Source organism: Niallia sp. FSL R7-0648 (assembly GCF_038007005.1).
Lineage (GTDB): Bacteria > Bacillota > Bacilli > Bacillales > Cytobacillaceae > Niallia > Niallia circulans.
This window is the reverse complement of sequence record NZ_JBBOWE010000001.1, coordinates 1,804,445-1,828,376: the sequence shown is the minus strand read 5'-3', so window position 1 is coordinate 1,828,376 and position 23,932 is coordinate 1,804,445. Positions and strand designations below refer to the sequence as shown.

Below are 23,932 nucleotides of genomic sequence, written 5' to 3'. Positions count from 1 at the left end.
ATAATATAAATGGATTAGAAAGTAATTAGTTTTTTTAATTCCTTAAACCCAATAATATAGCTTGCTGCAATTAGCGCATTAATAAAGAGGATATAAAATAACCCAATAATATAGACTTTGTATTTTTTCCACTTTTTTTTCACGTCTTACCCCACCTTTATAGCTATTAATATCCTCTTTATTGGTAAATTTATGTATACAAAAATAATACTAATAAAAATTTTTCCTATACTCATACTAATTTTATAAAATTCTACTTTAAATCAAGGATAAAAAGTGGTGACATACATGTTTAGTTTTATCTTACACTATCCCAGCAATATTGAAATCGAACAAGAAAAAGAAAAATTAACCCACCTTTCCATCGATCATTGGTTGCAGCATGACTTTTTATCGCCGAACTGGTGGATTCTATTTCTCGCAACCATTATTCCTTATTTTATTTGGTGGAAACTCGTGGATAAAAATCGTTTTTTTGAAATTTTTTCTTATGGAATGGTGTGTGCCACTTTTTGCATGCTCCTTGATGTTATTGGTACTGAGTTTATGCTATGGAGCTATCCAGACAAAATTATCCCCATTATCACCCCTCTAATTCCTGCTAATTTGGTCATCATTCCGATATCAGCTATGATTGTCTATCAATATTTTAGTAATTGGAAACACTTTATGTTAGCAACTTTAGGTTGGTCGATTCTATTTTCTTATATTATTGAACCATTATTTATACTGCGAAAAATGTTTGAATTAGGAGAACATTGGTCCCATACAAGATCCTTTATTGGTTTTATCATACTTGGATTTATCTTGAAAAGTATTTTTGAAAAAATAAAGAAGACACTTCCTAATTAGCCTTTTCTTTTTCATCACATATAATTTTCATTTTTTCGCAAACTAACAAAAGTAATAACCCAAAAAGGAGTGAACAATGATGAAAGATCCTAATGGAAAAGATACAAACCTGCAAGATCGATTAGGTCTAGATGAAGATGAACAAGAAATGAATGGTTTATATGGTATGGCGGAAACAAAAGAAGAAGACGTGCGTCATAACTCGAATACTCAATTAAAACAATAAGTAAAAATGCCCCTGCAGCATACATATTAGGACTACAGGGGTATTTAAACTTATGTTTTCTTTCTTTCTATCGCTTTTAACATTGCAGTTTCAATTTCTTCATAACTTGTACAGCGACATATATTCGATTCTAGCCATTCTTTTATTTTTTCTTTATTAGGATTTTTTTCATTTAGTAGCAGTGCATGGCCGTTCATAATAAAACCTGATGTACAATACCCGCATTGGAAAGCAAATTCCTCGATAAATGTTTGCTGAAGAGGACTATTCTCTAACCCTTCGATTGTTACTACTTCCTTTCCGACTGCTTCCATTGCAAGCATTAAACACGATTTCATCGCCATTTGATCGACCATAATAGTACAAGCTCCACAATCTCCATTGAAACAGCCAGGCTTAGATCCAGTTAAAAATAGATCTTCCCTTAATACAGCTAGCAAAGTTTTATTTGGAGGAATGACTACTAAATGATTTTGCCTGTTGACACGCAGCTTCATCGTCTGCAAATTAGGTTCTTTCTCTCCCATCAATCTACCTCCAGTCGTGCTATTACTTTTTCTAAAAGATCTGTAAGAACAAATATACGGTACTCCTCTGATCCTTCCACATCATTTAAAATGGGAGCAGGCAGATGATTTACGATTTGATCGATACGTTCTTGCCGACTAAGCATTCGATTATTCATTATGTTTTCTAATGTAATGGAACGGAACGGATATGGGCATAAGCCACTAAAGGCCATTCGAATTTCACCATCTATTTCTAAAGCAGCAATTGTAATTAACGGATAACCGGTTTCCCATTGCTGTCTCACTTTAATGGCAATATACTCACGAGATATGTACCTTTTTTCAATAAATGCCTGCACAAATAATTCTCCATTTTTAAGCTGTAATTGCTCATGAAAAACATCATGAATATATTCTGTTCTCAATCCATTTTTGCCAGCAAGCACTAGAATGCTGTCTGTCAAAAGGAACGGTAAAACAGCCTCTCGATAAAAAATAGCACCGCAAATATTCCCCCCGACTGTTATCTTATTTCTCGCTGTATGATCGGCAATTTCTTTGCAGATATCTGTTAATAATGGAAAATGATTTTGATCCTCTATTTCAGTTAGAGTGAGACAGGAACCATAAACAAGATAGTCTTCTTTCAGCTGATGAACAAGGCAAGCTGGAATATCTTTAATATCAATGGCTACATCAATACTTAACTGTTGAATTCTTTGTAATGTAAGGATTTCTGTACCACCAGCGTAATAAGCAGGTTGTCGATTTTCCATCTTGGTTTTGGCAAATTGCGCTAATGCTTGATCGATAGTTGAAGTCTTCCAAAATTCAAAACCCATGTGCTCCCTCCTTTGTCTGTCGCCAGATGGATTCTGGAGTCAAAGGCAACCGGGTCAATTCATGATTAACTGCTTTGGAAAGCGCATTTGCTATTGCTGCAGGAATACCAATCAAACCATGTTCTCCTGCCCCTCTTGCTCCAAAGGGCCCTTCTAAATGAGGAGTTTTAATGATTGCTACCTCATAATTGGGATGTTCGCCAAACCTTAGTGGTCGATAGGTTCGTAATTGCAGATTAAGAAGCCTCCCATTCTTATCAAAATAAAAGGCCTCCCTTCCTGCCCATGCAATCCCCATACTCATGGCCCCTTTTATTTGTCCCAGCGCTCCTTTGTAGTTCAATACTTCGCCTATATCCATAACGGTTATCGCTTTATGAATTTTGTAGCGAAATGTTTTTGTGTCTATCTCTATTACGACTCCTTGTGCTGCGACCGCCCATTCAGGACCAGGATTCCCTGCACCAGTTTCAGGATCTAAATTCGTTAATCCAGTAAGTGAATAGCTTCCATTTGCAATAATTTGCCCACCTATAGAATTGCCATCTGGATAGGTGTATCCATATACTATATCTTTAAACGGCACTAATTTTTGGGGATTATCTCGTAGATATACTGTTTCATTAGCAATCTCTATGTCATCTTCTGAAGCCCTTAATACAATTGCGCCCATTTTTTTCAGTTGGCGAATAGCATCATCTGCTGCAGCCATTACTGCTCTGCCGGCCATTAACGTACCTCTGCTTGCTACTGTCTTCCAATGTTCTGGTTCTGTTTGTGTATCTACGGTCATTCTTACATGAATTCTCTCCACCTTCATCTTCATCTTCTCTGCTAAAATTTGTGCCAAGACCGTTTTTGTTCCCGTACCTATTTCCACTAATCCGGACATAAGATTGATGCTCCCATCGGAATTAAAGGTAAGAATAACACCTGAACTGACGCTAGGACCAATAGTTGAATTTTTCCAGGTGCATGCGATTCCTTTTGCACGTACTTTATTAGGGGAAATTTCTTCTAATTGTCCTTTTTCCCAATCCATTAATTCATGTAATCGATCAATGCATTTTTCAATATTTCCAACTTTACTGCTTGTTAATAACACTTGTGTTGGTGTGGTATCACCAGGGCGGATTGCATTTATTCTGCGAAACCGAAGAGGATCCATCCTCACTTTTTTTGCCAGCATATCCATTGCTCTTTCAAAAGCAAAATGTACCTCTCCATGACTGAAGCCTCTATAAGGAGCAGGATAAGGATGATTGGTATATACACATAAAGCATCACACCAAACATTCTCTATGTTATAAGGTCCTGTACAATCAACTGCCCCAGCTGTACTAAGGTGTGGTGATTTATCAGCATACGCTCCCCCATCAAATACATATTTCAGTTTTGCAGCGGTTAGTTTTCCGTCCTCTGTACAAGCGAGTTGTATGGTTGCTTCTAGACCGATATGTACTGGTGAAACTGCAAAATCTTCTTCTCTTGTATTAAATAGACGTACTTTTCGCCCGCCGACTGCTCTTGATGCAATAAAAGCAAATATTTCAAGCTGTACAGATGCTTTGCCACCATAGCCACCACCAACAAAGGGAGTTTCTACAACGACCTTTCCTGTTTCCACCTTGAAATCCCTGCTGATAATCTTTTTCACCATATAAGGGGCTTGAGAGCTGGTTACAATTCGGACAATCCCGCTTTCCAAAATTTCACAGAGAGCGGCCCTTGTCTCCATTGCGGCATGATCTGATAAAGGAATGGAAAAATGAGATTCTATTTTGACTTCCCCTTCCTGCAGACCAGCCTGAATATCCCCTTTTCTGATTTTAGTATGATTGATAATATTCGTTCCTTCTACCGGGTATATTCCTTCGTCTTTTGTATAATCAAGCAAATTTTCATGAACAAGTGGCGCGTTTTCTTCTAAACCCTGTAACGGAGAATTTACCACTGGAAGAGGGTCGTATTCAATGTGGATAAGCTGTGCTGCTTTTTTGGCAATTGAAATATTTTCCGCTACAACTAGCGCAATGACTTCCCCGTAATAACGTACTTTATTGAATGCAAGGGCAGGTCGATCAATTACTTCCTCCCCAATTAAAGGAAGATTATCTCCGAGAATAATTGCTCGTACGCCATCTAGCCTTTGTGCTTTCTCTATTTCAATGGAGCGAATATTTGCATGAGCATACGAGCTTTTCACCATTTCCACATGTAAAGCATCACTCGCTAGGTAATCAGCGGTATACCTTGCTCTCCCTGTTACTTTTTCGAGGGATTCTTTTCGAAAAACACTTTTTCCAATATACGTCACAGTGCCCCTCCTCTTCTTTTCCCCGATATTATTCTAGAATAGATTTTATGAGATCATTCAAACATAAAAAGACACGGTCAATTATATACATATCTCTATATGTATATGATTTTATTTTCAAAATATAGATGGTGTAAGCAAAAAACAGGAAATTTTTATGAAGGTTGAGGAAAATCCGTTAACCATCCCTCTTGTCTACTGAAGAAAATAAACAAATAGAGAACAGTCTATAAATTTAGTAATGGTTAATGAGGAGATAGCTACTATATAATAGTTAAGTGGTTCAAACAATATAATTGAGTACTTTTTTATTCTGTAAGAAAATTTCATCATAAATGAAAGAATAAACAAAGTAACCGGAATACACATAAAAAAATTGCCCAACAAGACGTAAGAGCCTGCAAGCATAAAGCAATCGTGGCTGACACGATCCTTCTGTATTCCGGCTGCGAATCACACCGCCATTATCTTTGCAAAATCTATTTAAGCAGATAAATGAAATTAAATTCGTCCTTTTCGGAAAACTATTCAGATTCAAAGAATCCCTTGTTTACAGAGTGTAAGCTTTCCTACTATCTTCTTAATCCCACCCCATCTTTTTACATAAATTGATAATGTGAGCAAGATGGTGACGACCATGCCAGGCGTACGTTCCCACTAATAATTCAATCGACTGCTTTCCATTTTCAGGATGAAAAAATTCTTTTTTCCTGTCTTCTGTAGAAAGAATGGCTCGCAGTAAATATGTCCATCTTTCATGAAGGGAAGAAAGTAATTGGAGCGAGATAGAAATAGGTAGTGCAGAATCGGAGAGCTCTGCCCATTGTGCTTCTTCATACGGTTTAATCGTTGGCTCTTTTTCTGTTAAAGTTAACTTTGTTCTGATATATGCATTCATATGGCTATCTGCTACATGGTGTACCACTTGACGAATTGTCCAGCCACCATCTCGATATGGAGTATCTAACTGCTCCTCCTTTAAAGACTCAACTGCATTTGCAAGTTTATCAGGATACTCCTCCAATTCTGAAAGCCATTGTTGTAAGACTTCTTCGGTAATTTCATCTTGCCATTCAAATAAGCCAATTGGATATTTTTCATCCATATTTTATTCCTCCTCATCGACGTTTTAATTTTGGAATAGCTTATTTCTCCAAAAATAGTAAGATAGAATCTATCTTTGGCTCATATCCAATTTCCATGTAAATCTTATTGGACGTAGGATTTGTTATATCCGTATAGAGACTCGTAGAGGAAAACCCAGAGGATAATAATCGTTGTGTAAGCTCTGCAACACAATTTGATGCATACCCTCTTTTTCGGAATTCCTTTGGTGTATAAACAAAATTTATCGTTATATTATTTTTCGTCGGTCTGCTTGCATTAGCCATGCTGACTACCTGATTATCTACTTCCCAGAAAGCAAGCCGGTTGCTTTCAATTAGTTCTTCTGCCCGTTTAGCAGCTTGGTCGATTTCCAGCGGCTGATTGACCGAAGCTGCGAAATCGTAAACCCATTGCTGGATGATGGCCTGATCACTTTTATCCGCCCATCTAAAAATACCAGTTTGATCTGCCTTTTTCTTTAATTCCTTCAATTGATAAATACGTTGATCCATCCCAAGGACAACTTTTAAGCTGCGCAAAGAGGCAATATGCATCGCTATTTCTTCTACAATTGCTTTATCTCCAATTAACCCTGGAATTTCGGTGATGCTTTCATGAATCAACTTGCTGATAAGTGGTAAATCATTAGGCGAGATCCTTTCAAACACAGCGACTATGATTTGTTTTGGATGTGTCTGCAATAACATAAGAATAGGTTGTTCATTATCATATAAGCCGGCCATTACAGTTGGCTTCATATCCTGATTAGCATTCATTAAAATTCCAAGAGGCAACCCATTTACTGCTTCATCTTTTTCTAAATGAGGAATCATCACTTTCTTGAAATCTTCTAAATCATAAAACTTCTGTACTAGATACATAGCTGTTCTACTCCTATCATGAATATTTTAAGGGATAAAAAATTACGACTGACTTACTTCAATGAACGTTTTAATGGCTGGCGGGGTGTATGTAGTGAATTGATCAAGTAATTGTTTTGGATTAGCATCCACTATCGCTATGGAACGGTATTGCTCTTGCAAAAATTCCGCATCCGCCATATGATTAATTAATCCCACAAGAGGATCATAATAATGATTAATATTCAAAATCCCTAAAGGTTTTTTATGTAATCCAAGCTGAGCCCAAGTAAATATCTCAAAAAATTCTTCCATTGTTCCTGCCCCGCCAGGAAGAGTAATAAAGCCATCTGCAAGCTCTGTCATTTTCGCTTTTCGTTCATGCATGGACTTAACAATAATCAACTCACTTAAAGCTGGATGTGCTATCTCTTTTTCTTGCAAAAAGTCTGGAAGCACACCAATTACTTTTCCTCCTGCTTCCACCACACTGTCTGCAATGGCTCCCATTAAACCTACGCATGATCCACCATATACAAGTTCTAATTTTCTTCTTGCTAATTCCTTCCCTAACGCAATTGCTTCTTCCATATATATTGGAGAAGCACCTGTACTTGAACCACAGAACACAGCAATTCTTTTCATCTTGATCCCTCCATTTTGAGAATCGTGCAATTTTCTATTCACTACCTTAGTTCAACTAATTGATAAGAATGTTGAAAATGGAAAATTTTTCTCCTTCCTATTATTCTAACTGGATTATCGGCTTAAAAGAAGTCTTATTTTTACTAATTTCCTAATATATTTTTATGATTTTACTTAGATTCATAGCACAGAATAAACAGAAACCTAGTTTTTCAAAAAAAAAAATGAAAAAATAAGTTTATTTGCTTTCAAAATTGGGTAAGTGGAAAAGAAACCATATATAAGTATACCTAATATCAAGGAGGTTTATAATGGCAGAAGGGAAGGTTTTGTATAAAGGCAGAGTGTTCAAAGTTTTATTTTGCTATGATACAGGTTATTGGGAAATTAGGGATATTTATAATGTTTTTAAAGTTGAACTTGTACATAATTCACAGCTTACAAAGTTAGAAGATGTCTGCACACAATAGTTTAATTTTTTTTGATGAAATTAGTACAGTTTTATATTTAGATATAATAGTAAGCGCTATCTAGTTATCTCCCCCTAGATAAATCCCTTTTTAGGGTTATTGATCATTTTACATATTTAACGTTTTTTAATGAACTTGTCCACACCATAGTCGGTTACTTTCATATCATATAGTAAATCTATAGATGGAGGTGACTGATATGTCTGAATATGGAGGCGGATCTGGAAGAAACTTTGCTTTAATCGTCGTATTATTTATTTTATTAATTATCATCGGTGCATCTTATGTAGGCGGTTATTAATAAAGATTGCGAAAGGGCTCAAGAATTGGTATATGTGTGCATGGATATGGCCTTTTTCTTCAATTAAGCAATATATGACTAACACAGCCTTCCATAACCACATAATGTTAGCCTCTTCTTGAGGCTTTTTTGCTTTTATGGAGAATATCTATTCTATTATTTATCAGCTGCAAGTTCTTTAATGAAAATGCCTTTTGTTTTTCCTATGTGATTCTTGTCCATTCACTCTTATACATGCTTACATAATATATATTGTAACTAGTAGAAGGAGGTGGCATAAATGTCAGAATATTACGGCGGTGGCAGCGGTTACGGAAGTAACTTCGCTTTAATAGTTGTCTTGTTCATCTTGTTAATTATCGTTGGAGCTTCCTTTTTAGGAAGTTATTAATCCGTAAAAAGAAAGCACGCTTTGTGCTTTCTTTTTCTATGTTCTTCTTTTTGAAATACAAACCCTCTATATACAAAAAGAGCACCTATTTTCAACAGGTGCCCTTTTCTCCTTACCATTAGAAGAATCTTCTTCTTGGTCTGCAATTATTTGAGTTATTGATATCAGATCCACAATCAAAATCTTGTACTACTGTTTCGTTTACTTGTCTTTCTGTTACAGGGAAAAAGTTTTCATTACGGACTACCGTTCTATTTACATTGATGATTTCTGTTGGATGAATATTACGGATTCTGCGTTTATTTGTTGTTGTACGTACAACCGTTTTAGTTGGATGGATGATATCTTCTACTGGGGAAACACGATTAGAACATTTATTGCAATGTTTGTTATGAGCTGAACCACCAACATTATTATTATGACGACCCATTCTCTATCACTCCTTTCAATTATTGAATTTCACTTACAATATATACTATGGAAGGAAACAATGCTTGTTCGAGCTTTTATACTATTCTTTGTCAAAATATGCAGAACTACTAAGAATAAAGTCTATTACTAGAAACGCGGATAATATGTATAGTAAATATGAATATTTTTAATAAAGCCAAACACATAGAAATCGGAGCATTTTATAATATTAGCAAACAAAGCTTATGATCCACTAATTAGAGCAAAAGCTTATAGTTTCACAATCTAATATAATAGATACCCATTTTTATAGACAGAACGATACAAAGCTGAAATATCTTTACTGGCTCCTACATCCATGCCCAAAATTCATTTTTATCTAGTTCATAAAATAAAAAGCAATCTCCTCAAGAGAAAGCTTCTAAGCATACAATGGATATGTCTTTTTAACAAAGGAGGCTGCTAAGATGGAATCCAACTTGAAAATGCGTGGCTGCTTCTTTTTTAGACAATAGGCCTTTATGTATGTGTCTGTGACTCCATACACCAGAATCGTACGCTGGGAGACAGCATTATCCTTTTTCACATAGATAATCTCAATTGGTCTTTTTTCTTTCCGCGCTTTTTCTAATTGCTTTACCATCGTTAACTCCTCCTTCTTTCTTATTATACAAGAACATTTGTTCTTAATCAAGTTATTTACGAACGAATGTTCTTATTAATAAACTTTTTACTCTTCCAGCGAACATTGTATTATCTTTACTGTTAGAAACTCATTTTAATGAAGACAACCAACTTTCCACATAACAAAGAATAAGATAAAGCAAAATCATGTTGTATGTTTTTTATATTTTTCAAAATGAAGGCGCTTAATATTTATTAATAAACTCCCAAAGAATTTACCCTTCTTTCTTAAGAAGTTAATTTACATCGAACGCTTATTCCATAAAATATAGCTTATTTTCCAATATAATGTAAGACTGTCGGAATACTAAATGAGAACAAAATAATTAAGCAAAAAAGTGTGCTGATTAACAAATAGCTATTTGCAAACTTCCCAGACAAAGTAACCCCTTTCAGTTTTGAAAATAGGACAACTATTAAAAAGATTAAGATAGGTAAAAATGAAAATATTACTGCTGCTAATAATGCAGCAGCTAATTGAAAAAACACTAATCCACTCATATATGTAAAAAGCACCTCCTCTTTTTCCATGATTACACTCGTACTATATGATAGATAATACGATTTATTACTTGTTTTCATGAGAACAAGGTTTTCTAACAAAGAAAAGAATAGCCGTTTCTCTTTCCTGTGATACCGTTTACAAAACTAATTATATAATTTCTAATTTCCTCTTATTTACTTATTATCTATCTAATTTATTATACCATTGTACTAAACAAATTTTTGAAACTTACTCCCTTTTATAATGGAATAATAAACGCCTATTTCTAATATTTAGAGGTTTGTCTAGAGCCGGAAATAATTATTATGATTTTATTGTCATGAGACTACCTCTAGTTAAAATAGCTTTAATTAGGAGGTGTTTCCATTGATTAAATTATTTAGAAAACGATGGATGCTCTTTGATCAAGTAGTGAAACCTTATAAACCTTATGTTACGGTTGATTATGGTGTCATATCTGTATCTCCAAATGACATTATCGGACTTTCTACACCCGTTAACCAAGTAAAGAACAGCGATAAAATTAAAGATCTTCGAAATTCACTGGAACAAAAGGGCTGGCATGATGAATGTCCTGCCGATTTACATTTATATAGGCTTCCGAATGGGAAATATACTGTTGCTTCAGACGGGAATCACCGTACCTATTTAGCCAATCAACTGGAAATACCAAAAATAAAAGCACTGGTTTCACTCCTTATTCCAGAAGGCTATATCCCAGAAAATATCAAAGCAAAAATCGAGGAATATGAACAGAAGGAAAAGGCATACCGTATAGAAGCGGAAAAGCTTAGTAAATCATTGCAAAGTCTTGGAGAAAAACAGAAAAAAGCAAAAGAAGAATTCGCTTATAAAAACTTCTGCAAACTAATAGATGATATGTATAGTAAACGACAATATACGCTCCTTGCATTTGCCCGTTTTTTAAATTTAGTACCAAATGAAGCAGCGGACTAATCCGCTGCTCTTGTGATTACTTCCCTTTGTACTCTTCTTGGTAGACAAAGAGACTATACACAGACCATATTAATAGTCTCCTTAAACTATTATGCTTTTACAGCATCATGATGATGATGGTGATGTTTTTCTTTGTGGTGTTTACCAATAGTGATACTATATTCTGCATTAAAAGGAATATTTAAAATAGTAACAGTTAAATCAACACCGAAAATTGTAAATGGCATAAATTTCACCCCTTTATTAAAAAAATACCTCCAAGCAATCAATTATTTTAATTGCTTGTCCTTTCCCTATATAATATGAAAAGGTGAGACAAATGATTGTGCTATTAATAATTTTTCTATAAAGTAAACCATAAAAAAGACAACTTTATAAAGAAATCAGCAGAACCGCCTTTACTTAAATGTAGTTTCTTGATTTCCCTTATAATTAGTTTATATTGCTCTAATTCGGATGAATATACGAAAATTACCAATTAAAGGAGATTGCAAGGATGGAACCGTTAAGAAAATGAAGTAAGGATAACTTATTTACTGCATACTATTCTGCTGTAAAACTTAAATTATCAAATGAATTTGTAAAAATATTAAAAAATGAAATCACAAAAAAAGACCTCACTAAACTTTAAAAAGATGAATGGTACTTACTTTAATAAGAAGTATCATTTTTTATTATCTTCCTTTCTCTCCAATCTTAATTTGTAAAGATTTGTGTATTTAATAAAATGAAGCAAATATCGGATAAAATAACAGAATAATGTGATAATAATAAAAAGGAGGGATATAACGGCAAATAAGGGGCTCTCCCTTGAGACTGGCACAATGATTCCAACCATACAAAAGAGAAAGTGCGTTGAAATCATCCGCTGGCTGAATACACAACGCTACCATGAAAATACTTTGGAACCGTAGACCTCTTCCGCTTTTGTCCAAGCTCTTTTTTCTCTTTCATTAGCAGTATTACCATTCATCAAATGATAACTTATTCAGCTGTTAATCCTATCAGCCTCCACCCTCATTAACGTCTTATCCTTTTCCAAATACCAATGTACTTCTTTCAATAAATATAGTTTTTATACTTTTATTTCTTTCTCATAACAGTCTTGTTATAATAAAAAAAGATTCATATGAAGGGACTGAATTATGCACAGATATCAATATATAACCCCAAACTAAACTTTATAAAATGGAGGGAAAAATATTGATTACAGAATTACACACTACAAGACTATTATTAAGAAAAATGAGAGCCTCAGATTCAACTAGTTTATTTCCGATTTGGTCGGATCCTGAAGTGACAAAATTTATGAATATCGACAGTTTCACAGAGGAAAGTCAAGCTAAAGAAATGATTTTTTTCTTAGATGAGCTATCAAAGGAAGATAAAGCAATTCGCTACGCCATCATTGAGCTGGAATCAAACCAAATTATCGGCTCTTGCGGCTTTAATTTTATTGATTTTGAGAATGAGAAAGCGGAAATAGGATACGAATTAAGCAAACTCTATTGGGGACAAGGATATGCCAAAGAAGCAATTTCATGTTTAATTCAATCTGCTTTTACTGATTTACACCTAAATAGAATAGAAGCTAAAATTGAACCTGATAATATTAATTCAATCAAACTTATAGAAAAATTATCTTTCACTTACGAAGGAACTTTAAGAAAAGCGGAAAAGGCTAAGAATCGTTTTATTGATCTTAGGTTGTATTCACTTTTAGCTACAGATTAATCAAATTCCTTCAAAAGCAGAGTGATATATCATGCTCAGCTTTTGAAGGATCATTTATGTTTCTTCTGCTTTCAAACTTCTTTTAGCCAATAAGCAATGGCCCCTAAAAAGAGGCTTACTTTATTTTCTTCCCATATTATTACTGTAACAACCGTTATATATCCCTTGAACTTTTATTTTTTGAAGAAAATTTCCTAGTAAGCCGTTGTTCCACATCCTCATAATAGGCTAAAAATTGATTAGTCAACTTTAATTTTGGTAAAGTCACATATACTAAAACGGATGACATTGCCGCAATGATTGCCCCTACCAAAACATCCATTGGATAATGAACACCTACCCATATACGCGATACCCCGACAATAAAAGCAAGCATAACCCATATCAACCAAAGCCCTCTTTTAAATAAATAAAAGGATAGACAAATGGAAAAAAATAAAATTGTATGATCGCTTGGAAAAGAATTATCCACAGCCTTTTCAATCAATTTATTTACATGTAATAACTCTTCAAAAGGTTGATAATTTGAATGTAGTATTCCAGCTATTTTCCCTCCAATTTCTGCAAATATGAAACTAACCATGGCGCAAAATACCATCATCCTATTTTTCTTCTTGCTATTGAACCAAAGCATCAAAGTTACAATAGCTAAGCAATAAACCATATACTCGGCAATGAATATCATCGGTATATTCAAAAAAGTGTATTGCTTTCCTAAATCATTAATGTACCTAAATAAATGAATATTAACCTCTGAAAAAATCATATCTACCATAATCCTCTCTTTTGATATACTATGACTTTAATTTAAGGTAATATATAAATTTTCTCCTTCAAATTAGATAACATTGTGCTTTATAAACGAACAGTACTGTAATTTAAGTGTGACAATTATGTTTGATTTATACTGAATTATTCAAAAGAGAGTAAACAAAGGACATTATTTTCCAGCTGCAGATTGATCTTTTTCCTCCTTTGAATGAAACACAGCAAGTATTACATATAATAAAAAAGACTTGATTATAAAAATACCAAGTCATAAAGGATCGAATATAAGCATATAGACACCAAGGTGATCTGTCTCATGAGAAGACAACAGAAAAGCTACATATTTTTATTGATGACTGAAATTGTCCTCAATCCACATGGAGGAACTGCAAAAATCTAGAAAGTGGTATAAAATCCTCTTTGGAGTTTCTTTGCATGTAAAAAGCATCCCCTGGATGCTTTTTATACTTTAAATCCTATTTACTATTTCTGAATATTTTTTAAATAATTCTTCAATTTCTTCTGGCCTTACATCATCTCCAAAAAAATCTGCCTGTTTCACATGTAAGGCTATTAACTCCATAATCATATCGTACTTATTTCTTCCAGTAGTTTTTAACTCCATCTTTGCACCTCCCTCCCTTTCATTATTAAAGAAAAGAAATTAATGGACAATCTATATATTTCGTCATTTTTCGACATAAATCTTCTTACCTATTTTTTAAGGTTGATTCCAAAAGGTGCTCGCAATTAATGGGGAAGCTGCAGTATGTTACGATTAAAAAGATAGTGGGGAATTGATACGATTTCTTGTATAAAACAATTATATATGCATTTCACATTTTTATTTTTCTTTGCTACCTCATTCGGTTATCTTATGTAATACTGGGAAAGTAGCTGTCTTTGTATACTCTAATCTTTTTTTATGTTAGGGTAAAGCTATCATTAAAACTAAATTTCATATATCAATTATTTAATTAAGGACATGAATTTATTTTTTTTTGAAATAAAAAACAAAGGATGATTTGTTGAATAAAATAATAACGTTCCGCCAAAAGGTAATATACAATGGTAGAATTCACTTTTGCTTTTCAGATTTTGATGAAAATGGGCTCATAGAAATAATTGATCCTAAAACGAAATCTATTTTCTTAACACAACTTGAATGTCTTATATATAGGGTAAAATAAGCTATCCATTTAACTTGATAGTTTTTTCATGCTCTTACACTTCCTTTTCCTTGCTAACATTTTTCAAATGTACTGTTTCCCTTGCCTTTTTTCTAATATTAATGTTTTTGCTGAAAGTGAATCTTGGCTTGTAGTATTTGCTGCTACTTCCTTTACAAATCAGCATCATCATTCAAATTATTAGATATAGGAAAAATAAAGAAGTATTATATGGATAAGAGGATACTGAATTTCCTAACTGAATCTATTTCACTTCTTCTTTTTCCACAAAGAAGGATGTGTTCCTAAACAAATTCTAGCTTTCTCCGACCTTACTAATAATACTTATAAATGGAGAGTAAGACAAGTTAAGGTAGTAAACTAACAAACAAAAGCCCTAACGAAAGGTTGCTTGCTTATCTAATTCTTTATTTTCTAATAAATTAATACATTGATGCTTATTAATCTCATAAATAGCCTCTTTTTGTTCTGCTTCTGTCTGACAAAACCCATTTTCATTTTAGACAAACATTTTCTGGAACAAATTAACATAAGATATCTAAAAGTAAAAGGAGGTAAACTATGTCTTCTGAAGTTATTACAGGGCTTGACGGTCCAATATATCACGGCACTACATTTTTTCAAGCTGGTCCTTGGAATCAACCTTTGCATTGTCAGAATAATATGTGTCATGTTCACTATTCCCACGGAGTTATCAATTTGAAATATCCCCCTTATCATTCAACTACTTATCCTTATCCACAATTTCTAGGATCTTACGTTCCAGGTGTACCAGGTTTTACTTCGCCTTTTCACGCTCATTCTAGAAATAATTCTTATTCATTCATTGAGAAGGCAATTGATGGTGAGTATTCTGCTATCTCTTGTTACCAGCATCTGATTAACCTAGCACCATCAAAAGAAATCAAGGAAAGAATTACGGAAATTAGAAATGATGAAATGCGACACTTCAGAACTTTTTCGAATTTATATACACAATTGACGGGGAAGAACCATCAACCTAAAATGATTGAAAATTGCCCAAATCAGTTTAACGCTGGAATAGACTTTGCATTTAAAGATGAACAAGAGACCGTTGATTTTTACTTAGAGACTGCCTCCAAAACTGATAATCTAAAAATTAAAGAAGCATTTATCAGAGCAGCCCATGATGAACAAAATCATGCAGTTTGGTTTCTTTATTTTTTAAATAAACGCGTAAGCTAGGATAATCACCTAGCTTTTTTATTGGATTGGCAAACTATCCTTTTAATTTTCCGTCTTAATAAAATTTCGTCTATTCCATCTAAAAAAGCCTTGGTATAAAAATACCAAGGCTTTTATCATTAATACATTTCCATATACTGGTCGCGCTCCCATGGGTGCACTTGGACACGGAACATATACTATCTCATAATAGTGGGCAAAAGTTCATATAAATACAGAAGTTTTACGCTTTCCTTTTTATCTCATAATAGATAATATAAAAGATGTTAAAAGTGAAGTAGATAGAGTAATCGTGGAAAATAACCATTATCGTTATCCGTGGGGATTAAATAAAATGACCCCGGTACAATACCGGGACCATCTAATTGCTGCTTAGCACTTTTTTAAACTGTCTATAAAATGGGGACAGTTCAATTAGGAACGCTTTTATATTTTTATTTTAGTTTCATATTAGCCAAAACAAAATAATTGTCATACCAAACTGCCTTACTATCTGTTTTAATTTCAAGCTTTTTAACACCTTTAACGGATATAGACATATTAATTGGTAAGTCACCCGCATTAAAGTTATACTCTTTGATTAATTTACCATCACCATAAAATGCAATATGGCCAGGAATTTGACCACCATCTTGTAAACCTAGCATACCAGAGATAGATGAGTACTTCCCTTGAAGGTTAAAGTCATATACGTTGCTCTCGTTATCGTTTGCAACATAGAATGCATAACCTTTGGAATATTTATTCCCTCCTGTTTTTAAAGCCCAATCTTCATTGGTATATGAGCTACCAGTTTGATGATATGGTTCCTCAAAAACATCAGACATATAAACTCCATTTGTACCTTCACCTAAGTACCAAGTTTTCACTTTACTATTATAAGAAGTACCAACATTATACATTGAACCTAATAGTTGAACAGGAGCGTAAGGTACACCATTGTAGTTAACTAAGACAGGAACCGATTTACTTGATATTGTTGTATTACCGCTTTTGGTATTACCAAGATAACTTAACTTAGCGTCAAGAGGTTGAATTACTTTAGCCTTTAGGCTTTTAATTTCTTTATCACGAGATGCTACCTTATCTTTTTGGCTTTTTATTTCTTTATCTTTACTTGATATAGTTGATTTTAACCTTTTTATTTCTTTATCCTTAGAAGCTACATTACCCTTTTGTTTTTTTATTTCTTTATCCCTGCTGGAAACTTTTGATTTTAAATCCTTTATTTCTTTGTCTTTTGAAGAGACTTGTTTTTTCAACTTGCTATTTTCCGCTTTTAAATCTTTAACTTGCTTTTCTAATGATGACTTTGAAGCTGCATCTACAGTGCTACTAAATGTAACAAATGTACCCAATGTGAGTACAAATGCCATTAGAAACATTAATACTTTTCTGTTTTTCACTAATTCTCCCCCTTTATGTATATATACCTATGACTAAAGTATTATATTATATCCATTCTATAAAATCAACCATATTTTTCTATAAAAATACATATCCTAGCAAGCTAAAAAAACCCCCTAATGAGGAACGCTTCTCTTTGAATATTTTCTTAATGATATAAATTTAATATGTATAAATGCAAACAATTTAAACTTAATAGAAAATAATTGTTTATATTTTTTAAATTTTATTGAAACATTTTTTCATCTTTTCGTATTTATCACTATCTTACATAAAAGGATGGTTAAGAATACTTATGTCATATTTACAATTTAGTGAGGTTTTTATAAAAAATATTCGAGAGCAATTGAATGCAGACTTCTTTGTCTCAAAGGACTTCGTGATAGAAACTAATTATTTTTCACCTAAAGCAAAACATCTTTACATAATTTATAAGTATCAGAAAAATTATGAATTTACGCTACGCTATTTTTTGGGTAATGATTCATTTTCCATCACAATGCAGCCTGGTGATATTATCTTGAAAGCATATTGAGAAGAGCCGAATTACCTCAAATAGCGATTCATGCCCTTAGAGATACTCATGCATTTTTATTATTAGAAGCTGGGGCAACTATATAATATGTACAAAAAAGACTTGGTCATAAAAACTACCAAGTCACTGTAGATACCTATTCACATATAACTAAAAATATTGAAGAAAATTCTTTATCCAAGTTTGAAAATCATATGAATAATGTACTCGGAAAAATTTAATTTCATGGGCGTTTTATGGATGTTCGTTATTCTGACCAATAACTAACCATTTCCACCCATGAAATAATTTAGCTTAAACCTTTAAGATAAATGACTTTTACTAATTAATACATTTCCATATACTGGTCGCGCTCCCATGGGTGCACTTGGACACGGAACATATCCCATTCAATCTCTTTTGCTTCTACAAAATGATCAAAGATATGCTCTCCTAGAGCGTCAATCATTGTTTCATTTTGCTTTAGCTCATCTAATGCTTGCGCTAATGTTGATGGTAAATCAACAATGCCTTCCGCAATTCTTTCTTCTTTGCTCATAATGTAGATATTTCGATCTACTGGAGCAGGAGGAGTCATTTGGTTTTCGATTCCGTCTAAACCTGCTTTTAATAAAGCTGCCATTGCTAAGTATGGGTTAGCAGCTGGATCTACACTACGTACTTCTACACGAGTGCTTAAGCCACGTGAAGCTGGAATACGCATTAGTGGAGAACGGTTTCTAGCAGACCATGCAACATAGCAAGGTGCTTCGTAACCAGGCACTAGACGCTTATATGAGTTTACAGTCGGGTTAGTAATGGCGGTAAAGCTAGTAGCATGTTTACCAATACCAGCGATAAATTGCAATGCTGTTTCGCTTAATTCTAATTCACCTTTTGGATCATAGAAAACATTTTCGCCATTTTTGAATAGAGAAAGGTTGCAGTGCATACCTGAACCATTCACACCAAATAATGGTTTTGGCATAAATGTCGCATGAAGACCATGCTTACGAGCAATGGTTTTAACAACTAATTTAAATGTTTGAATTTGATCACAAGCTGTAATTGCATCCGCGTATTTAAAGTCAATTTCATGCTGTCCTGGTGCTACTTCATGGTGAGATGCTTCAATTTCAAAGCCCATCTCTTCCAATTCTAACACGATATCACGACGACAGTTTTCGCCTAAGTCTGTTGGTGCTAAATCGAAGTAACCACCATTATCATTAAGTTCTAAAGAAGGTGCGCCTTTTTCATCCAATTTGAATAAGAAAAATTCCGGCTCAGGCCCAAGATTGAAATCAGTGAATCCCAGCTCTTCCATCTCTTTCAAGACTCTTCTAAGATTATTACGAGGATCTCCTTCAAATGGTGTTCCATCTGGATTATAAATATCACAAATCAAACGTGCCACTTTTCCTTTTTCTGCAGTCCATGGGAATACAACCCAAGTGTTTAGATCAGGATACAGGTACATATCGGATTCTTCTATACGTACAAAACCTTCGATAGAAGAACCATCAAACATCATTTTATTATCCAAAGCCTTATCTAACTGACTAATTGGAATTTCCACGTTTTTGATTGTTCCTAGGATATCCGTGAACTGTAAACGGATAAATTTCACATTACTTTCACTTGCAAACCTTTTGATATCTTCTTTAGTGTAATTTTTAGCCACGACTATTCCTCCACTCCCTACTTTTCTTCTTATCTATTTTTGAAAATAACGAGACATGTCTCCTTGTCTCATAGAGGGACGATGAGTATCATTAAAGCGACCTGCATTTAATAATTCTTTGCGCAATAATTTACGCAAATCCTCATCCGATAATTCTCTGCGTGCTTTTTCTGCTTCTTTCTTTACTTCATCTGTCAGCACTTGTTTTTCTTGAACAGAGAATATTTGTTTAATTCCAGCAAGGTTTACTCCTTGATCAATTAGATCTTTAATCTCCAATAACTTATCAATATCCGATAATGAAAAAAGTCTTCTATTGCCATCCGATCTTGCTGGAGCCACTAATTCGTGTTCTTCATAGTAACGAATTTGTCGAGCGGATAGCTCTGTTAATTGCATGACAATACTTATTGGAAAAAGAGGCATCGATCGACGAATTTGACTACCAGACATGGCATTCGGCTCCTTTAAAATGATTTAATCCCCTTCATTATATGATTGGGGAAAAAAGATGTCAACTAATGTTACAATTTCTTCCCAACCGATGTAACGGATTGTTATACTCAAATAGTAATCAGTTTTTGTTCTAATAATCGATTAATGGCAATACATATAGCAATTTTAACATGCGAGTATGTTAATCCCCCTTGAACGTAAGCAACATATGGAGGCCGGATAGGTCCATCTGCCGTTAATTCAATACTTGCACCTTGAATAAAAGTCCCAGCTGCCATGATGACATCATCTTCATATCCTGGCATGTAATTAGGATATGCCGTTACGTGGGAGTTTATCGGCGAAGCATATTGAATCGCTTGGCAAAAAGCAATCATTTTGTCTTTATCATCAAATTGAACAGATTGAATAAGGTCTGTTCTTTTGGCATTCCAGCTGGGCGAAGAATTCATCCCCAATTTCTCCAGCATAGCTGCTGTGAAAATTGCTCCTTTTAAGCTTTGCCCAACAACATGTGGGGCAAGAAAGAAACCTTGATACATTTCTTGTAAACTGTAAAGAGAAGCTCCTGCCTCTGCACCAATACCTGGAGATGTCATGCGATAAGAACAAGCTTTAACGAATTCCTCTTTTCCGACAATGTAACCACCTGTTTTAGCAATTCCCCCACCAGGGTTTTTGATTAAAGAACCTGCCATTAAATCAGCGCCGACATGGCACGGCTCCATATCTTCCACAAATTCCCCGTAGCAATTATCAACAAATACAACCACATCACTTTTTATTTCTTTAACAAAAGCAATCATCTTTTCAATTTCTTCAATGGCAAAGGAAGGTCTCGTTGCATAGCCCTTTGAACGCTGTATACCAATCATTTTCGTATTTGCATGAATAGACGCAGCGATTTTTTCATAATCTGGCTGTCCATCTGGAAGTAAATCAACACTGTTGTAGTCGATATTAAACTCACGCAGTGACCCTGTCCCTTCCCCTCTTAACCCAACAATTTCTTCTAATGTGTCATACGGTTTCCCTGTAATATATAGAAGCTCATCGCCTGGTCGAAGGATTCCAAATAGCGCTGTACTGATAGCATGTGTTCCTGAAATAATTTGCGGTCTCACTAAACCAGCTTCCCCGCCAAATACTTCTGCATAAATACTTTCCAATGTATCACGGCCAATATCATCATATCCATACCCAGTGGACGGAATAAAATGTGATTCACTTACCTTGTGATTTTGAAAGCTTGCTAAGACACGAAATTGATTGGAATCAATTCTTTTATCGATTGATTGATGTACTTCCTTTATTTGTTGTTCCACTTCCATTACTAATGATTCTAGCTGTGTTCCATATGTTAACTGCATATACATTTATTTCTCCCATTCCTCTTTTTCTATCGACTTTTTATAGTTTAAAATAGCATGTTCTTTAAACGCATACCCTTTACACAAATAGTTTTGCGTTTCTTCATCAAAAATTAAGCTGCGCAGGACTGTTTCATTTTTTAGCTGCGACAATAATTTCCCATTATTACTTTCAACCGTTGTTTCATAATATTCCATGTTTTCCATCATCATTTGTTCAATTGTCTGCTTCAGCTGTTCCCGATCTTCTTTATTAAAAGCACTGATTAAAATACTTTCTGTTTTGGATGTAGGGACAAATTTTGGATGCACTAAATCTTTTTTATTATAGACCGTTAAATGCGGAATTGCGGGTATTTCCAAATCTTCAAGTAATTTATGTACGGTTTCCTCATGCTGATAATATTCCTCATTAGAGCTATCCACAACGTGAAGCAATAAATCTGCTTCTCGTACCTCTTCTAAAGTAGAACGGAAAGCAGCAACTAATGTTGTTGGCAAATCTTGAATAAATCCTACTGTATCCGTAATCAGTGCTGAAAATCCGCTTGGCAGTATAATTTTGCGTGTCATTGGATCTAAAGTTGCAAACAAAATATCTTCTTCAAATGAATCTGCTTCCGAAAGGCGATTAAATAGTGTCGATTTCCCGGCATTTGTATATCCAACTAAAGCAATTTGGAATGCTCGGTTTTTCTTTCTTCTCTCCCGATAGCGATCGCGATGCTCGACAATCACACTTAATTGCGTTTTAATATCGTCAATTCTTCGTCTAATGTGCCTTCTATCTGACTCAAGCTTTGTTTCACCTGGACCTCTTGTCCCAATCCCCGCTCCTAGTCTTGATAATTGCAGACCTTGTCCGCCCAAACGCGGTAATAAGTATTGTAATTGAGCAAGCTCTACTTGAAGCTTTCCTTCTTTCGATCTTGCTCGGGATGCGAAAATATCTAAAATAAGTTGTGTGCGATCAATAATTCTAGCGTCCAAATTTTTAGATACATTGCGCACCTGACTTGGCGATAACTCATCATTAAAAATGATTAAGTCTGCTTCTAACTCCTCTGCAAGCATTTCTAGCTCTTCTACTTTTCCTTTGCCAATATATGTAGAAGGATGAATTCGTTCTCGCATTTGCGTCAGCGTTGCGACAACTACTCCGTTTGCTGTTTTCGTTAAATTCGCAAGTTCTTCCATCGAATATGCAAATCTGGCAGCGTCATTTTGTGTCTCGCAGCCGACCAGGATTACTTTTTCTTTTTCTATTTTAGTTTCTTTCAAGTATGTAAACCTTCTTTCCATGTCGAACTTTATCTATTATAGCAAACAAACTGCGTTTCTTCTATTTGCTCCTTATAAGGTTACCCAAAAGATGTCTTAGTAAAAATGCCTTTTTGAAAAAACACAGAAAAAAGGCTATTCTACGAGAATTTCTACTTTGTAGAATAACCGGCTATCCTTATTTTTCATGGGAGCTTAACATTAAATCATTACTTCTTAGTGTCATAAGTTCGTATTTATCATAATTGCTTTCTAATAGCAGCCTCATCGCTTGCGCTCTTATCGATTTTTCGATGATATTACGAATATAGCGGCCATTCGAAAAGCTTTTTGGATGCTGGACGTTTCGTACATATGAAAGATGTTCTTTTAGTTTTTTTTCTGCCTCATGACTTAAGGCATATTCCCTTTCTTTTAACATTCGATCAGCAATTTCCATTAATTGATCTGTCGTATAATCGGGAAAGTCAATGACTAGCGGGAACCTGGAGTGAAGGCCAGGATTTAACGAGAGAAAAAAATCCATCTCTCTAGAATAGCCTGCTAATATTAATATAAAGTCATGCTGTTTATCCTCCATATGCTTGACTAATGTATCAATTGCTTCTTTTCCGAAATCCTTCTCTCCACCTCGACCTAAAGAATAGGCTTCATCAATAAATAAAATACCGCCCATCGCTTTTTTTACGAGATCCCTTGTTTTTTGTGCTGTATGTCCGATATATTCACCAACTAAATCAGCACGCTCGGCTTCAATTAAATGCCCTTTTGATAAGACATTCATTTTTTGAAAAAGCTTGCCAATCAATCTCGCAACCGTTGTTTTTCCAGTCCCTGGATTACCTTTAAACATCATATGCAATGCTTGTTTGCCTGTTTTCAGGCCACTTTCTTCTCTTTTTTTATTTACATAAATCCATGCGTATATCTCTTTTATCATTTTTTTCATTTCATCCATGCCAACAAGGCTTCCTAATTCCGCTTCAATTTCCCTAAGTGCTTCATGTTCACTCGGAACATTTCTGGGGATTGACTCAGCTTCTGGCTTTTCCTTTGGAAGAACCTTCTTTTTCTGTGAATTGATTACTACGCTGATCTGTCCATTATTCTTCATCCGGATTGGATGCTCCAAAAGCCACACCTCCTCTTAAAACAAAACGCTCAAACACTTGCCCATCAAAAGCATTATTTATGACTATTTATAAGCATTTACATCGATTCATACTGTTTGCTACTATTCCCCAT

Annotated in this window: 27 protein-coding genes and 1 pseudogene; 9 read left to right on the top strand and 19 right to left on the bottom strand. The window is 34.5% G+C overall.

The window, feature by feature from the left end; translation table 11 throughout:
• Positions 1 to 14 precede the first annotated feature (14 nt).
• Positions 15 to 143, bottom strand: a complete 129-nt coding sequence (locus NSQ89_RS08755) for a hypothetical protein (RefSeq protein ID WP_268874835.1) — start codon at positions 141 to 143, stop codon at positions 15 to 17.
• 145 nt (positions 144 to 288) lie between these two features.
• Between NSQ89_RS08755 and NSQ89_RS08750 the strand changes: the two genes are divergently transcribed.
• Both NSQ89_RS08750 and NSQ89_RS08745 read left to right on the top strand, forming a co-directional pair.
• Positions 289 to 852 (top strand): CBO0543 family protein, encoded by a 564-nt coding sequence (locus NSQ89_RS08750; protein WP_047944823.1) that lies wholly within the window; start codon positions 289 to 291, stop codon positions 850 to 852.
• A gap of 76 nt (positions 853 to 928) precedes the next feature.
• Positions 929 to 1,078 (top strand): DUF4021 domain-containing protein, encoded by a 150-nt coding sequence (locus NSQ89_RS08745; RefSeq protein WP_082138457.1) that lies wholly within the window; start codon positions 929 to 931, stop codon positions 1,076 to 1,078.
• 50 nt (positions 1,079 to 1,128) lie between these two features.
• On the opposite strand, the gene NSQ89_RS08740 is transcribed toward NSQ89_RS08745, so the two are convergent.
• The 6 genes from NSQ89_RS08740 to NSQ89_RS08715 all read right to left on the bottom strand — a co-directional run bounded on the left by NSQ89_RS08740 (position 1,129) and on the right by NSQ89_RS08715 (position 7,358).
• Positions 1,129 to 1,605, bottom strand: a complete 477-nt coding sequence (locus tag NSQ89_RS08740; protein ID WP_047944824.1) for a (2Fe-2S)-binding protein — start codon at positions 1,603 to 1,605, stop codon at positions 1,129 to 1,131.
• Entirely contained in the window at positions 1,605 to 2,429 is an 825-nt protein-coding gene (locus tag NSQ89_RS08735) for an FAD binding domain-containing protein (RefSeq protein ID WP_061798972.1), read from the bottom strand. Before NSQ89_RS08735 ends, NSQ89_RS08740 begins: the two co-directional genes overlap by 1 nt.
• On the bottom strand, positions 2,419 to 4,746 hold the full coding sequence (locus NSQ89_RS08730; RefSeq protein ID WP_341132491.1) for a xanthine dehydrogenase family protein molybdopterin-binding subunit: 2,328 nt from the start codon (positions 4,744 to 4,746) through the stop codon (positions 2,419 to 2,421). Before NSQ89_RS08730 ends, NSQ89_RS08735 begins: the two co-directional genes overlap by 11 nt.
• A 580-nt stretch (positions 4,747 to 5,326) precedes the next feature.
• Positions 5,327 to 5,851, bottom strand: coding sequence for a YfiT family bacillithiol transferase (locus NSQ89_RS08725; protein WP_251687188.1), 525 nt, complete (start codon positions 5,849 to 5,851; stop codon positions 5,327 to 5,329).
• A gap of 40 nt (positions 5,852 to 5,891) precedes the next feature.
• Entirely contained in the window at positions 5,892 to 6,734 is an 843-nt protein-coding gene (locus NSQ89_RS08720; RefSeq protein WP_251687186.1) for a GNAT family N-acetyltransferase, read from the bottom strand.
• A gap of 42 nt (positions 6,735 to 6,776) precedes the next feature.
• Positions 6,777 to 7,358 (bottom strand): LOG family protein, encoded by a 582-nt coding sequence (locus NSQ89_RS08715; RefSeq protein ID WP_047944829.1) that lies wholly within the window; start codon positions 7,356 to 7,358, stop codon positions 6,777 to 6,779.
• A gap of 311 nt (positions 7,359 to 7,669) precedes the next feature.
• Between NSQ89_RS08715 and NSQ89_RS08710 the strand changes: the two genes are divergently transcribed.
• The 3 genes from NSQ89_RS08710 to NSQ89_RS08700 all read left to right on the top strand — a co-directional run bounded on the left by NSQ89_RS08710 (position 7,670) and on the right by NSQ89_RS08700 (position 8,520).
• The gene (locus NSQ89_RS08710) at positions 7,670 to 7,828 is read left to right on the top strand and encodes a hypothetical protein (protein ID WP_167555731.1); all 159 of its coding nucleotides are present in this window, start codon (positions 7,670 to 7,672) and stop codon (positions 7,826 to 7,828) included.
• A 199-nt stretch (positions 7,829 to 8,027) separates the two neighbouring features.
• Positions 8,028 to 8,129, top strand: coding sequence for a YjcZ family sporulation protein (locus tag NSQ89_RS08705; RefSeq protein ID WP_141231624.1), 102 nt, complete (start codon positions 8,028 to 8,030; stop codon positions 8,127 to 8,129).
• 280 nt (positions 8,130 to 8,409) lie between these two features.
• Positions 8,410 to 8,520: a YjcZ family sporulation protein gene (locus NSQ89_RS08700; RefSeq protein WP_061798981.1), complete on the top strand. Its 111-nt coding sequence runs from the start codon at positions 8,410 to 8,412 to the stop codon at positions 8,518 to 8,520.
• 118 nt (positions 8,521 to 8,638) lie between these two features.
• Here NSQ89_RS08700 and NSQ89_RS08695 read toward each other — a convergent pair whose 3' ends face one another.
• From NSQ89_RS08695 to NSQ89_RS08685, 3 genes are all read right to left on the bottom strand, one after another.
• Positions 8,639 to 8,950 (bottom strand): CotD family spore coat protein, encoded by a 312-nt coding sequence (locus NSQ89_RS08695; RefSeq protein ID WP_047944831.1) that lies wholly within the window; start codon positions 8,948 to 8,950, stop codon positions 8,639 to 8,641.
• 402 nt (positions 8,951 to 9,352) lie between these two features.
• On the bottom strand, positions 9,353 to 9,574 hold the full coding sequence (locus tag NSQ89_RS08690) for a WYL domain-containing protein (RefSeq protein WP_047944832.1): 222 nt from the start codon (positions 9,572 to 9,574) through the stop codon (positions 9,353 to 9,355).
• Positions 9,575 to 9,888: 314 nt separating this feature from the next.
• Positions 9,889 to 10,116: a hypothetical protein gene (locus NSQ89_RS08685; RefSeq protein ID WP_047944833.1), complete on the bottom strand. Its 228-nt coding sequence runs from the start codon at positions 10,114 to 10,116 to the stop codon at positions 9,889 to 9,891.
• Between the two features lie 370 nt (positions 10,117 to 10,486).
• On the opposite strand from NSQ89_RS08685, the gene NSQ89_RS08680 reads away from it, so the two are divergent.
• Entirely contained in the window at positions 10,487 to 11,077 is a 591-nt protein-coding gene (locus NSQ89_RS08680; RefSeq protein WP_047944834.1) for a hypothetical protein, read from the top strand.
• 89 nt (positions 11,078 to 11,166) lie between these two features.
• Here the strand turns inward: NSQ89_RS08680 and NSQ89_RS08675 are convergent, their stop codons facing one another.
• The gene (locus NSQ89_RS08675) at positions 11,167 to 11,304 is read right to left on the bottom strand and encodes a hypothetical protein (protein WP_156485423.1); all 138 of its coding nucleotides are present in this window, start codon (positions 11,302 to 11,304) and stop codon (positions 11,167 to 11,169) included.
• A 302-nt stretch (positions 11,305 to 11,606) separates the two neighbouring features.
• On the opposite strand from NSQ89_RS08675, the pseudogene sda reads away from it, so the two are divergent.
• Both sda and NSQ89_RS08670 read left to right on the top strand, forming a co-directional pair.
• Positions 11,607 to 11,708: pseudogene (gene sda, locus NSQ89_RS25365) on the top strand (sporulation histidine kinase inhibitor Sda); the annotation flags it as partial.
• Positions 11,709 to 12,280: 572 nt separating this feature from the next.
• Entirely contained in the window at positions 12,281 to 12,811 is a 531-nt protein-coding gene (locus NSQ89_RS08670; protein ID WP_047944835.1) for a GNAT family N-acetyltransferase, read from the top strand.
• A gap of 154 nt (positions 12,812 to 12,965) precedes the next feature.
• Here the strand turns inward: NSQ89_RS08670 and NSQ89_RS08665 are convergent, their stop codons facing one another.
• Both NSQ89_RS08665 and NSQ89_RS08660 read right to left on the bottom strand, forming a co-directional pair.
• Entirely contained in the window at positions 12,966 to 13,577 is a 612-nt protein-coding gene (locus NSQ89_RS08665; protein WP_341133152.1) for an undecaprenyl-diphosphatase, read from the bottom strand.
• Between the two features lie 471 nt (positions 13,578 to 14,048).
• Positions 14,049 to 14,204, bottom strand: coding sequence for a hypothetical protein (locus NSQ89_RS08660; protein WP_161798419.1), 156 nt, complete (start codon positions 14,202 to 14,204; stop codon positions 14,049 to 14,051).
• 1,228 nt (positions 14,205 to 15,432) lie between these two features.
• Between NSQ89_RS08660 and NSQ89_RS08655 the strand changes: the two genes are divergently transcribed.
• Positions 15,433 to 15,975: a ferritin family protein gene (locus tag NSQ89_RS08655; protein ID WP_432806537.1), complete on the top strand. Its 543-nt coding sequence runs from the start codon at positions 15,433 to 15,435 to the stop codon at positions 15,973 to 15,975.
• Positions 15,976 to 16,409: 434 nt separating this feature from the next.
• Here NSQ89_RS08655 and NSQ89_RS08650 read toward each other — a convergent pair whose 3' ends face one another.
• The 6 genes from NSQ89_RS08650 to spoVK form a co-directional block, all read right to left on the bottom strand.
• Positions 16,410 to 17,381, bottom strand: a complete 972-nt coding sequence (locus NSQ89_RS08650; RefSeq protein ID WP_061798987.1) for a coiled-coil domain-containing protein — start codon at positions 17,379 to 17,381, stop codon at positions 16,410 to 16,412.
• An 861-nt stretch (positions 17,382 to 18,242) separates the two neighbouring features.
• The gene (gene glnA / locus NSQ89_RS08645) at positions 18,243 to 19,580 is read right to left on the bottom strand and encodes a type I glutamate--ammonia ligase (protein WP_047944753.1); all 1,338 of its coding nucleotides are present in this window, start codon (positions 19,578 to 19,580) and stop codon (positions 18,243 to 18,245) included.
• A gap of 33 nt (positions 19,581 to 19,613) precedes the next feature.
• The gene (locus NSQ89_RS08640) at positions 19,614 to 20,033 is read right to left on the bottom strand and encodes a MerR family transcriptional regulator (RefSeq protein WP_016204997.1); all 420 of its coding nucleotides are present in this window, start codon (positions 20,031 to 20,033) and stop codon (positions 19,614 to 19,616) included.
• A gap of 110 nt (positions 20,034 to 20,143) precedes the next feature.
• Positions 20,144 to 21,412: a methionine gamma-lyase family protein gene (locus NSQ89_RS08635; protein WP_144545853.1), complete on the bottom strand. Its 1,269-nt coding sequence runs from the start codon at positions 21,410 to 21,412 to the stop codon at positions 20,144 to 20,146.
• Positions 21,413 to 22,708, bottom strand: coding sequence for a GTPase HflX (gene hflX / locus NSQ89_RS08630; protein WP_047944751.1), 1,296 nt, complete (start codon positions 22,706 to 22,708; stop codon positions 21,413 to 21,415).
• Positions 22,709 to 22,865: 157 nt separating this feature from the next.
• Entirely contained in the window at positions 22,866 to 23,819 is a 954-nt protein-coding gene (gene spoVK, locus NSQ89_RS08625; protein ID WP_047944749.1) for a stage V sporulation protein K, read from the bottom strand.
• Positions 23,820 to 23,932: the final 113 nt, after the last annotated feature.